This window comes from Larsenimonas rhizosphaerae (assembly GCF_026240105.1).
GTDB lineage: Bacteria > Pseudomonadota > Gammaproteobacteria > Pseudomonadales > Halomonadaceae > Larsenimonas > Larsenimonas rhizosphaerae.
The window spans coordinates 249,402-261,655 of sequence record NZ_JAPIVE010000002.1; the positions used below are offsets into that span (position 1 = coordinate 249,402).

The following is a 12,254-nucleotide window of genomic DNA, read 5'->3' on the forward strand; positions in this document are numbered from 1 at the left end:
TTCGGGCGCGGCCTGGAGGTCAGTCGTCCCGTTTCACGGACCAGCTGAGATGCTCACCGGCCTTGTAGGGCACAAACATCTGCTCGCCCTGACCGATGTGGTCCGCCATGAGGGTCGGCGTGCGGGTCAGGGTAATGGTCCCCTCATTGCGGGGCAGGCCGTAGAAGGCCGGCCCGTTGTCGGAGCAGAAGGCTTCAAAGTGCTGCAGTGCGTTTTCCTGTTCGAAGACATCTGCATATACCGACAGGGCGGCAGACGTATTGAATACGCCGGCGCATCCACAGCTTGTTTCCTTGGCAGCGACAACATGTGGCGCGGAATCGGTACCCAGGAAAAAGCGGGGATGGCCACTGGCGACGGCCTGACGAAGCGCGGCCTGGTGCTCGGCTCGTTTCAGAATCGGCAGGCAGTAAAGGTGCGGACGAATGCCGCCCACCAGCATGTCATTGCGGTTTTGCGCCAGATGCTGCGGCGTCAGTGTGGCGGCCAGAAATTGATCACCGTCCTGCACGAACTGGGCGGCCTCTTTGGTCGTGATGTGCTCGAACACGACCTTCAATTCGGGGAAACGCTGCCGAATGCCGCTCATTACGTCATCAATGAAGTACTTTTCCCGGTCGAAGATATCGATGTCGCCACGGGTGACTTCACCATGAACCAGCAGTGGCATGCCGATGCGTTGCATGGTGTCCAGCAGCGGGTAGATATCGGCCACATCCCTGACACCATGGCTTGAGTTGGTCGTGGCATTGGCAGGATAGAGCTTGGCGGCGGTCAGAATGCCCTGCTCATGGCCGTGTACCAGGGTGTCACGGGTCACGTGTTCATTGAGGTAGCAGGTCATCAGGGGAGTGAAATCGTGGCCTTCGGGCAGGGCGGCCAGAATGCGCTCCCGGTAGCTGCGGGCCATCTCGAGGGTGGTAATGGGCGGTGCCAGATTGGGCATGACGATGGCCCGGGCAAACAGCTGGCTGGTATGGGGCAGTACGGTGTTCAGCGTGTCGCCATCGCGCAGGTGCAGGTGCCAGTCATCGGGGCGACGAATGGTGAGGGTCTGGGGGGCGGTGGTCATGGGGGCTCCTGGGCAGGGAAATGAACGCGGCTCATCATACCAGAGCCCCCGGTGCGTGCGATTATTCCTGAACGGAACGCTGCATCGACAGCCGTGGCAGGTCGAACAGGGCCTTGAGCGGTCCGCGGTTGATCAGACTGTATGCCAGCAGGGAGAGCCCCAGGACGACAAATCCAAGCAGCAGCGGCAGACCGGCAAACAGCAGCGACCCCTGCAGGGTGTCGACGGACAGTGCACTGAACGCGAGCGCCATCGGATAAATCAACAGCATGTGCAGCACGTATACCGGCAGCGTGCGCTGGCCCAGGGCCTGGAACCAGCCGAGTGACCACCGCTTGAGTATCAGGCTCAGCATGTCGATGCTGATCGATACCATCAGGCACGACATGATGAGCTGGGTGACCGGGTGATAGAACAGGTCGAGCTGACGCCCGGCAAGCATCACGATCGGCAGGACGATCAGCGTTCCCAGCAGCCGAGGCAGTTTTACATCCGCGTAATAGCGCTCGATCCAGGGCTTGCCGAAGCAGCCTGCGGCGTAGAAGAACCCATAGCCGATGAGCTTCGAGAAATTGGTGATATCGGTGAGCCGGTCGGCCCCGAGGTAGAGCGCAAACAGGGCGCCGAGCAGAATGAGCGGCTGGCCTTTGAGGGCCTTGCAGAGCGTGAAGTAGATCACGAGTGCATAGAGGTACCAGATGGTGTTATCGGCCAGAAGCAGGTGGGCCAGATAGTCGACCGGTCCGGCAATGGTTGCTTCCAGCACATCGGGGGCGAACGCGCTAGCGAGCCAGGTCTTGAACAGCAGCAGAATCGAGGCCCAGAGGATGTAAAGCCAGCCCAGCATCAGAATGCGCGATGCCAGACTGTGGCTCCAGGGCCGTCTGGTGATGGCCGAGTGGGCCAGAAAGCCGGAGATTACAAAAAACAGCGGCATCCTCAGCGGCTGAAACAGTGTCAGCAGGCCGGTCCAGTAGACATCCAGCGGCATGTGGGTATAGGTGGCCTCATTGAACGCGCCGGTGGCGACGTGCCAGAGAATGACCATGAATATACAGGCGCCCTTGGCGGCATCGATCCAGGCGATTCTGGCAGGTGAGGCAGTAGCAGTATTGTGTGACGTCATGGGGGGTGCGCTAATGGTGGGTAATTATACGACTATTGTCGCACGTCTTTCCGCGTGCGTCCGTGCTGATCATTTCAACGTCATCGTTTCACGTTCGGTGCGCCTGAGCGAGCCTCTGATGTGCCCCTGTCGTGGCCAGTGACGTGCGCGGCGGTTTGCCTGCCCCGGAGCGTGGTATCACGCCTCGTGTGCTTTCGACTGCATGTGCCGGCCAGGCGGCAGGGCGTCTATGCTGTGTCCTGGTATATGCCACCCCACAGGATGCTCACGAGACCGATATGCCCCATCGACTTGCCCATTCATTGAGCGGTGCACGCGGCCTGGCCGCCATCGCGTTCGTATTCACCGTGACGATGCTGGGCACCACACTGCCCGCACCGCTGTATCCGATCTATGAGCAGCAGTTCGGTTATTCGGCCCTGATCATCACGGTGATCTTTGCCACTTACGCCGTGGGTGTATTGCTGGCGCTGGTGGTCAGCGGGCCCTGGTCGGATCAGCTGGGGCGGCGCCCCATGCTGGCTGTGGGGCTGGTATGCGCCTTGGCAAGCAACCTGTTTTTCATGAGCGACGGGACGCTCTGGTGGCTGCTGGCAGGGCGTTTTCTGTCCGGTCTGTCGGCCGGGCTTTTTACCGCGACGGCCACCGTGGCCGTGATCGAGCTGGCTCCGGAGCGCCTCAAAAATCGGGCGGCCATTATCGCCACGGCCGCCAACATGGGTGGGCTGGGGCTGGGGCCTCTGACTGCCGGAGCGCTGGCGCAGTATCTGCCGTCGCCCCTGGTCCTTCCCTACGCTGTGCATACCCTGCTGATCGTCGTGGCGGGCGGGCTGTTGTGGCAGTGCCCTGAAACCGTCACCCGCCCGGACAGGCTTAGGCTGCATCGCCAGTCATTCAGCGTGCCCCGAGAGGTTCGGGCCGTATTCATTCCTGCCTCGATTGCCTGCTTCGCGGGCTTTTGCGTCATGGGGCTGTTCACCTCACTGGTGCCCAACCTGATGGGCCAATTACTGCACATTGATAATCACCTGGTGGTCGGGGCCTCCATCTTTCTGCTGTTCATGGGCTCGACCCTGGGGCAGATGATTCAGCGCAGGTTGCCGGCGCACCTTCGTCTGCCCCTGTCCACGTTCACGTTGCTGGTCGGGCTCGGGTGTCTGCTGGTGGCGATAATGACCGGGCAGTTCGGGTGGCTCATTACCAGCGCCGTGATGGCCGGTACCGGGCAGGGAGGTTCCTTTGGCGCCAGCATCTCGACAGTGGCGGGGCAAAGCCCAAAAGCGCAGCGCGGGGAGGTGACGGCACTGTTGTTCGTGGTGGCCTACGTGGCACTGTCGCTGCCGGTGGTCGGGCTGGGTCTGGCAGTGACGCTCATGGGGCTGAAAGCCGCTGGCCTGTTGTTTACCGGCCTTGTCATGGTACTGGCCGCAGTTGCGCTGGCGGGATTGCTGCGCCTGCGGCACAGCCAGACCTGAGCGTTTTCAGTGAGCCGTCGTCCCGGAATGAGGAAGGAGCCTATTGTGCTGTACCGTTGCCCTGAAGGGTAAACATCGTCAGTTCCGGTGGGGCATCGATACGAATCGGCACCATGCTGAAGCCGATCCCGCGATTGACGTACAGCCTGTTGCCCGGCGCGCCATAGTCCTCCTCGATCCAGCCATCGGTATGTGCCGGGCCGGATTGAAACAGGCTCATCCAGCTCCACTGTGGCAGCCCCGGCAGGCGCATCTGCCCGCCATGCGTGTGGCCGGCCATGGCCAGCGGCGCCGTATGGGCAGGAAAATCGGGAAATGACGCCGGGTTGTGCATGACGACAAGGCGGGCAGCGTCGGCCGGCAGGGTTTCAAGGGCCTGTTCCACGTGATCATTGCCGGCGTAGTGCGAGCCGATACCCACCAGATAAAGGGGCTGGTCCGTGGTATTGCTGTCTGGAAGTGACAGCGGTACTGCCCGGTTCTGGAGCACGGTAATGCCGGCCTGTTGGATGCGTTTTTTCACGGCATCGGCAATGAATCCCAGGCGGGCATCATGGGGAGAGGCCATGGCGTAATCATGGTTGCCCAGCACCGCATGAACAGGAATACCGGCCTCCATCAGAGGCTTCAATCGCGCCAGGGTGGTATCCAGTGACATGAGGGTTTTTTGCTCATTGGCCGTGTTCAGTGCCCGCTTCGCGGCAGCGGCATCGGATGTATTGGTGGGGTGATAGACAAAGTCGCCGGCAATGATCACGGCAGCCGGGCGCTGCCTGAGGAGGGTCTCGGTAATGGTATCGATCAGCGAGGTGTTATCGAGCCACATGCCGGACTGAAAATCGGCGAGCAGGGCAATCCTGCGCCCTTCCCACGCCCTGGGCAGGTTGGGCACTGTCGCGCTGGTATTACGCTGATCAAGTGTATAGGGCTCGATCACTACACCCCAGACCAGTGTGGCGAGTAGAGCGAACGCAAGCGTAACCACAGTCCGTTTGATAATGCGTGTCATGCCGTTTCGCTCCGAAATGCCTGTGCCGCTGCGGCGGATCGATTCTGACAAGCCGGATGCCAGGATACAACACACCTTTTCGGAACGTGACAGGTTGACCACCTGAAAAGGTCGAACATGATGCGTCGACAGGCCGGTGCGCCCATACCGGGGAATATGTCGGTGTGCCCTGGCCTGGCTCACCCTCTGCAGGATCGCCTGGTTGTCCTCATAACCGAATGTATATCGAAGTATCGGGAAAACGGTATTAGTGGCTTGCCAATCCCCTGGCCTACTGTGGTGGCGAGCACGTTATTGGCACCGCTCAACCAGCGAATGATTATTTCGAATAAAAAGCAGACTGCTGACACAGTCGCACCGCAGGAGCACGTACCATGAAATGGGGAATGTCCTTTTCCTGTCTGGCGCTGGGCGCCAGCCTTGGATTTCTTGCCGCCAATCCGGCCCTCGCCGACGACAGTGGGGCGATGAACACCCCTGACTCCGTCGAACGTTCGGCATTTGGCACCTTGCCTGACGGGCGCAGGGTCGATCTTTATCGCATCGTCAATGGCAACGGCGTGGAAATGGAAGTGACCAATTACGGTGGCATCATCACGTCACTCAAGACGCCGGATGCTCAGGGCCGGCTCGATGACATCGTGCTGGGCTTTGGCTCACTGGATGGCTATCTATCGGACGCCTATCGTCAATCCAACCCGTATTTCGGAGCGTTGATAGGGCGCTATGGCAACCGGATCGCCGGCGGAACGTTCGAGCTGAACGGTAAAACGTACGATCTGGCCAAAAATGATGGTCCCAACCACCTGCATGGGGGCGACAAGGGATTCAACCGCGTGCTGTGGAACGCCACGCCGTTTGAAAATGACAGCGGTTCAGGGCTGATGCTGACCTATACCAGTGCTGATGGCGAGGAGGGGTATCCCGGCAAGCTGGACGTCGAGGTGACCTACACACTGACGGATAACAACGAACTGGCCATTGATTACAAGGCCACGACGACCAGGGCGACACCTGTCAATCTGACCCAGCACAGCTATTTCAACCTGGGCGGTGAAGGCAGTGGCGATATTCTGGATCATCAGGTCATGATCAATGCCGACGAGTTCACGCCCATCAATGAGACGCTGATTCCGACCGGTGAAATCAAGTCGGTGAAGGGCACGCCGTTTGATTTTACCAAGGCGACGGCTATAGGGGAGCGAATCAATGACGATAACCAGCAGCTTGTTCGCGCCAGGGGATATGACCACAACTTCGTGATTGATCGCGCGTCAGCAACGGACGACACACTGGTATTGGCGGCGCGGGTCAGTGACCCTGAAAGCGGCCGTGTCATGGAAGTAGCTACCACCGAGCCGGGCATTCAGTTTTATTCCGGCAACTTTCTGGATGGCACCCTGACCGGCAAGGGAGGCAATGCCTATGGCCATCGCAGCGGCCTTGCGCTGGAAACCCAGCATTACCCGGATTCGCCCAATCAGGCCGACTTTCCTTCTACCATCCTGAAACCGGGCGATACCTATCAGTCCCGTACGGTGTATACCTTCTCGACCGAGTGATTCCATATGTGATTGGAACGTGACACTGCGCCGCCTTCGGGCGGCCTGCATGGTGGATACAGATAAAAACTACTGGTTTCCCTGCGATTCACTGCCGTACACGCAGCTCAACCTGACCTCGCCCGATTTCGAATGGAAAAAGGTGGAATCAGAAGGGCTGGAATTCACACTCAATAATCGCAAGTCAGACGAAACGATACCCGGCGCCGATGGCGTCGGGTTTTTTATGCTGCCATACAGACCGCTGAAAAACGGCAATAATAAAGGCGCTGCGTTTTTCGCAGGCGCCGGCGGTGGTTCAAAATTACCCGGGGCGATGCCCGAGTCAGGAGGAAATACCCTGCAAACACGCAGTGCCTTTGTTCCGGGCAGTTTTATGGCAGTGGGCATGATCTGGGGCGACAGCCATGTGGGCAAGGCCGCCGAGACCTGTCTCGATCTGAACACCGCCAAAAAAACCAGACGTTTCAGGCCATCTGAGGTCAGAGGGCAAGCTCTGCTCGAACGATGGCGGCGCCCGCGCTCAAGGCGTTCAACTTTCCTTGTGCCACGGCGCGTGGCAGGGGCGTCATGCCGCAGTTGGTGCAGGGATACAGCTTGTCGGCATCCACGAATTGAAGCGCCTTTCGCAGGACATTGGCGACCTCCTCGGGTGTTTCGATGGTGTGGGTGGCCACATCGATCGCGCCGACCATCACTTTCTTGCCCCGAATGAGTTCGATCAGCTCCATCGGGACATGGGAGTTCTGGCATTCAAGCGAGATGATATCGATGTTCGACGCCTGCAGTCTGGGAAAGATCTCCTCGTACTGGCGCCATTCCGACCCCAGTGTCTTCTTCCAGTCCGTGTTGGCCTTGATGCCGTAGCCGTAGCAGATATGTACTGCCGTTTCGCACTCGACCCCTTCGATTGCCTTCTCGAGCGCCGCGATGCCCCAGTCGTTCACCTCATCGAAGAAGACGTTAAAGGCCGGCTCATCGAACTGGATGATGTCGACGCCGGCGGCGGCCAGCTCCCGAGCTTCCTGGTTGAGGATCTTCGCGAACTCCCAGGCGAGCTTTTCACGGCTCTTGTAGTGGCCATCATACAGTGTGTCGACCATGGTCATGGGGCCCGGAAGCGCCCACTTGATGGGTTGGTCGGTCTGCTGGCGCAGGAATCTGGCATCGTCGACGAAGACCGGTTTTTCGCGCGCCACGGGGCCAACCACTGACGGCACACTGGCGTCATAGCGATCGCGAATCCTGACGGTCTTGCGTTGCTCAAAATCGACGCCGCTCAAATGCTCGATGAAGGTGGTGACAAAGTGCTGACGTGTCTGTTCGCCATCACTGACGATATCAATGCCGGCCTGCTGCTGATCGTGCAGCGATACCCGCAGTGCATCCTGCTTGCCTTCGATCAGTTCCCTGTCCTGCAGTTTCCATGCAGACCAGAGCGTCTCGGGCTCGGCAAGCCAGGCAGGTTTCGGCAGGCTGCCGGCGGTGGATGTGGGTAACCATTCATTCATGATGTAAAACCTTGTCGATAGAGAATCAGTGGCGGAAGAATCAGGATGCGGGGCGTGAAGACCACTGATCGAGATACGGCTTGTAGGGCTTGATGAAGTGCTCTTCGGCAAACCTGCCCTGCTCTATGCCCAGCCGGTTGCGCTCTTCGCGGTCGTAGACGATCGGGGTCAGTGAGTAGTCCGAGTGGTCAAGGCTTGGTTTATAGGCACGGCCCGCCACGGAATTCGCGTTATAGATTTCGGGGCGGTAGATCTTCTGGAACGTGTCCATGGTGCTGATGGTGCTGATGAGTTCCAGATTGGTGTAATCGTTGAGCAGGTCGCCGAAGAAGTAGAACGCCAGCGGTGCGACGCTGCCTTCCGGCATGAAGTAGCGCACGGTCAATCCCATCTTCCTGAAATACGCATCGGTCAGTGAGTAGTCATCCTGCCGGTATTCGACGCCAAGCACCGGGTGTCGGTTGTCCGTGCGGTGGTAGGTCCTGCTGTTGGACACGCTGATGCAGATCACGGGCGGTTTGGTGAAGCAGTCCTTGTAGGCACCGGAATTGATAAAGGAGGTGAACAGATTGCCGTGCAGCGTGCCGAAGTTGTCCGGGATGCTGAAGGTGGTGCGGTTCTTGTTGTGTTCCGGCAGTACGACGCTGAAATCATAGTCCCGGACATACGAGGAGAAATTGTTGCCCGCGACGCCCTCGATGCGTTCACCGGTCTGGCGATCGAGGATGGTGGTCTTCAGGATTTCGATCAACGGCAGGGCATCGCTTGCGCGCGCGGCATGGATTGTCATGTCGACGGATACGATATCAAGTTCGACGGTATAGCGGTTGCCTTCCGGGTTGTCCCAGTGGGCCAGTGCATTGAACCGGTTGTCGATCATTTCAAGCGTTCTGCGCAGGTTCTCCTGGCGCTGTTCTCCCCGGGCCAGATTGGCAAAGTTGGTGGTGGTGCGCGTGCTGTCCGATGGACGATAATGCTCATCGAATCCGATGCGTTTGATGGTAAAGGTAACCTCTTCGCTCATGGCGACCTGCACTCCTGATACCTGAAATTCATGGGTTGCCGGGCCCCGTTTCTTTTCTTTCCGTTCTGGTCGGTCCCGGGTGCGGCTCAAGCGCGCTGGCCTGTTGCCGCGTCAATCCGTTGGCATGCCTGATCTGCACGCGATGGCCGTATCCATGCATCACCCGAGGTAACGGGTGAGCGACGATCGGCGTTTGGAAGGTATTGTCGGTGACGCCTCATCATGAAACAAACTGAATATTTTCAAGATTAAATAGAATAAAATTCATGATTGGGCGATGTCTCCCATCTCATCGAGGTGGCACATGCGGCGCTCAATCGTCATGGGGTCCGGTTTGACAGGGCGTTCGATCCGGCAGCGGAAGGGCAGTGATCATGTTGAGAAAGGCACTTTGCGAACACCGGTTCGTCTGTGTTGTCGAGTTTGTGCCAAGACGTTCTGCCGAGCGCCTGGCAGGCTTTGAACAACTCATGCAGCGCTCAAGCCTGTGCGGCTGGCCGCTGGTCGGGGCCATTGCCGACCGGGTGAGCAGCAACGAAGACCTGTCGCCACCAGAGACGTTTTCAAGAGCGGCATGCTCCTTTCCGGCCCTGCTTCACTTTTCCGGCAAGGATCGCGACCGACAGGCGCTACTTGATCAGATGGATCGCATGGACGCCGCCGGTCTGGATCAACTGCTGGTGCTGACGGGCGATCGGGTGGTGGGGCATGAGCCCGGTCAGCCCGTGCGTTATCTGGAGTCCGTTCCTGCACTGGACATCGTCAGGCAGGCCAGGCCGAGCTGGCTGCTCGGTGCCGCCTTGAATCCGTTCAAGTACCAGGAGGACGAGAGCGGGGCGCAGTACCTCAAGGCTGAAAAGAAACTTCTGGCCGGTACCGATTTCCTGACCCTCCAGCTGGGCTTCGATGCCCGGAAGCATCAGGAGGCCCAGACATGGATGCAGCAGCGCACCGCCCCCGTGCCCCTGTTGGCCTGTGTCATGGCGTTGACCGCCAGAAGTGCCACGCTCCTGGAGCACGTTCCTGGCGTAACGATTACCCGCTCGATGCATGCGCTGCTTGCCGCTGAAGCGGCGGTTTCCACGGCCTACGCCCGTGAACGCAGTCTTGCGCGTCTGGGGGTGCAGATCATCGGGCTTGAATTGATGGGGTATGCCGGTATCCATCTGTCGGGGATTCACACCCTGGAACAGCTGCACGCGCTGGAAAAAACGATCGATACCCTGAGACTGGAGATCAGGACCCTCGAGCAATGGCGTGCCGCCTGGGAGGCGCACTGGCACATGCCGGACGTGCCTCTCGTGACGTTTCATCCCTCGGAGTCTGGCTGGCAACCGGGCGAGTCCCGATCACGTGCGACCCGAAAGGAACGTATGCGCTACCACACGCTATCGATGTTCCATTCGCTGTTGTTCAGTCGCACCAACCCGCTGAGTCGAGGCGCTGGCTGGCTGCTCACACGTCGGGTCTGGCGCACGCCCCGCGGCAGGCACTGGCTGCATCGACTGGAGCGGGGGGTGAAACGCCCCCTGGTCGGATGTGATACCTGCGGGACGTGCCGCCTTGAGGACACCTTGTACATCTGCCCCGAAACCTGCCCCAAGGGACTTGCGAACGGCCCCTGTGGCGGAACTCGGCTTGATCGCTGCGAGTTTGGTGATCGCGAGTGCATACACAGCGTTAAATACAGAACGGCCAGGGCGACCGGGCAGACACGGATACTGACCGACCGCCTGATTCCGTGCATCGATGCTGACGCGCGCCACCAGAGTTCCTGGCCACAGTGGTTCGATGCCGCGTCACCGCGAACGCCCGGGGATCAGGAACAGAGCCCTTGAGCGTAATGAGTGCATGGCCACAAGGGGGGTCAAACGCGGTAGCCTCGTGGCCTCTCGAGAGGCTTAGCCCTCGCGTATCCGTGCCATCGACAGCGCATCGACCAGCACGCCCTCGCGGCGGGCAAAGTTCCGATGGCGGCCTTCCTGTTCGAAGCCTGCGCGGGTGTAAAGCGCGATGGCGGCGGCGTTGTCAGCGTACACGCTCAGCTCGAGCCGGGTCAGGCCCAGCCAGTCATCGGCAAGTTCCAGTGCCGCCCCGAGCAACCGCGTGCCGATGCCCTGGCCGTGAACGGTTTCATCCACACCCATGCCGAGGCTGCCGACATGCCGCCTGCGCGGGCGGTGCTCCTCCAGCAACAGACTGATCTGGCCGACCAGACGGCCATCGAGCGTCGCGACCAATAGATGCTTGCCCGGTCCTGCCGCCACCTTTTCCGCCCATGCCGATACCGGCATATACGGCAGCCCCAGCGTGTTGCGCTGAAGGGTGGGCTGGGAATAGAGGACGTGAACCGCGGGGATGTCCTCGGGTTCGAGGGCGCGAATGTGAAGAGAGCTCATGGCGATACCAGGAATGTGTCGGGGGACTTCCCCATACTGCCTGATGCGTGATGCATGGCACAAAAAAGGCAGCGCCCATGCGCTGCCTTTTTGACATGCCCCTGAACAGGCTCAGCCGTTCACGACCGTGCCGCCATTCGGATGCAGGGTCTGACCGCTGATGAAGGAGGAATCCAGCGAGGCGAGAAAGACAAAGCACGGGCCGAGTTCGGAGGGCTGTCCGGCGCGGCCCATGGGGGTGCCACTACCGAAATCCTCGAGCATGTCCGGATCGTGGGCGCCAAGGGTCGCCGGCTGGAGGGGGGTCCAGACCGGGCCAGGCGCGACGGCATTTACGCGGATGCCGCGCCCGACCACCTGGTTGGACAGTGAGCGGGTAAAGCTGATGATCGCACCCTTGGTCGCGCTGTAATCAATCAGAAATTCCGGTCCGATGTAGGCGTTGATCGAGGCATTGTTGATGATGGTGTCGTCCTCACCCAGATGGGGAAGGGCGGCCCGGGTCAGGTAGAAAAGGCTGTCGATGTTGGTGGCGAAGGTATTCTTCCACTGTTCATCGCTGAGCTCGGTCATGTCCTTGCTGACCTGCTGGGTGCCGGCATTGTTGACCAGTGTGTTCAGCGCGCCGAAGGTATCGATGACCTGACGAATCACGTCGTCACAGACGTCACGCTGGCGGAGGTCGGCTTCAATCAGCAGACACCTTGCCCCTTCGGCCTCCACCAGACGTTTGGCTTCCAGGGCATCCTCCTGCTCTTCTGCCAGGTGGGTAATGGCAACACTGGCCCCTTCGCGCGCAAAGTGGATCGCTGTCGAGCGGCCTATGCCGCTGTCTCCGCCGGTGATCAGCGCGACCTTGCCATCGAGCTTGCCGCTGCCACGATAGCTGTCGCGGATGAACTCCGCCCGGGGTGACATCAACGCTTCACTGCCTGGCAGGGTTTGTTGCTGCGCGTGGATCGTGGTCTTCCTGACCATGGTGACTGCTCCTTTTGATCTCGTGAGGTCTGCACCGCGGTGTATCTGAAAAATGATCGACTACGATGAAAGTAACAAGAGGTGTAGTAGAGACAGGA

10 protein-coding genes are annotated in these 12,254 nt (G+C 59.7%); 3 read left to right on the forward strand and 7 right to left on the reverse strand.

Features of this window, described 5'->3' with window-relative positions; translation table 11 throughout:
* Positions 1 to 19 precede the first annotated feature (19 nt).
* Entirely contained in the window at positions 20 to 1,072 is a 1,053-nt protein-coding gene (pyrC, locus tag OQ287_RS07685; RefSeq protein ID WP_265896073.1) for a dihydroorotase, read from the reverse strand.
* A 61-nt stretch (positions 1,073 to 1,133) separates the two neighbouring features.
* A complete protein-coding gene (locus tag OQ287_RS07690; protein ID WP_265896075.1) occupies positions 1,134 to 2,198 on the reverse strand; it encodes an acyltransferase family protein in 1,065 nt (354 codons plus the stop codon).
* A gap of 278 nt (positions 2,199 to 2,476) precedes the next feature.
* Between OQ287_RS07690 and OQ287_RS07695 the strand changes: the two genes are divergently transcribed.
* Positions 2,477 to 3,673, forward strand: a complete 1,197-nt coding sequence (locus tag OQ287_RS07695) for an MFS transporter (RefSeq protein ID WP_265896076.1) — start codon at positions 2,477 to 2,479, stop codon at positions 3,671 to 3,673.
* A 40-nt stretch (positions 3,674 to 3,713) separates the two neighbouring features.
* Here the strand turns inward: OQ287_RS07695 and OQ287_RS07700 are convergent, their stop codons facing one another.
* A complete protein-coding gene (locus tag OQ287_RS07700) occupies positions 3,714 to 4,682 on the reverse strand; it encodes a metallophosphoesterase (RefSeq protein WP_265896077.1) in 969 nt (322 codons plus the stop codon).
* 374 nt (positions 4,683 to 5,056) lie between these two features.
* Between OQ287_RS07700 and OQ287_RS07705 the strand changes: the two genes are divergently transcribed.
* Positions 5,057 to 6,244 (forward strand): aldose epimerase family protein, encoded by a 1,188-nt coding sequence (locus tag OQ287_RS07705; RefSeq protein ID WP_322974107.1) that lies wholly within the window; start codon positions 5,057 to 5,059, stop codon positions 6,242 to 6,244.
* A gap of 482 nt (positions 6,245 to 6,726) precedes the next feature.
* Here the strand turns inward: OQ287_RS07705 and OQ287_RS07710 are convergent, their stop codons facing one another.
* The gene (locus tag OQ287_RS07710) at positions 6,727 to 7,755 is read right to left on the reverse strand and encodes a methionine synthase (RefSeq protein WP_265896078.1); all 1,029 of its coding nucleotides are present in this window, start codon (positions 7,753 to 7,755) and stop codon (positions 6,727 to 6,729) included.
* A gap of 40 nt (positions 7,756 to 7,795) precedes the next feature.
* Positions 7,796 to 8,779: a DUF1852 domain-containing protein gene (locus tag OQ287_RS07715; protein WP_250935020.1), complete on the reverse strand. Its 984-nt coding sequence runs from the start codon at positions 8,777 to 8,779 to the stop codon at positions 7,796 to 7,798.
* 374 nt (positions 8,780 to 9,153) lie between these two features.
* Between OQ287_RS07715 and OQ287_RS07720 the strand changes: the two genes are divergently transcribed.
* Positions 9,154 to 10,617 carry a methylenetetrahydrofolate reductase C-terminal domain-containing protein gene (locus OQ287_RS07720; RefSeq protein ID WP_265896079.1) on the forward strand — a complete coding sequence of 488 codons (1,464 nt, stop codon included), beginning with the start codon at positions 9,154 to 9,156 and terminating at the stop codon, positions 10,615 to 10,617.
* A gap of 63 nt (positions 10,618 to 10,680) precedes the next feature.
* Here the strand turns inward: OQ287_RS07720 and OQ287_RS07725 are convergent, their stop codons facing one another.
* Positions 10,681 to 11,178, reverse strand: coding sequence for a GNAT family N-acetyltransferase (locus tag OQ287_RS07725; RefSeq protein WP_265896081.1), 498 nt, complete (start codon positions 11,176 to 11,178; stop codon positions 10,681 to 10,683).
* A 111-nt stretch (positions 11,179 to 11,289) separates the two neighbouring features.
* Positions 11,290 to 12,156 (reverse strand): SDR family oxidoreductase, encoded by an 867-nt coding sequence (locus OQ287_RS07730; protein WP_265896082.1) that lies wholly within the window; start codon positions 12,154 to 12,156, stop codon positions 11,290 to 11,292.
* Positions 12,157 to 12,254 lie beyond the last annotated feature (98 nt).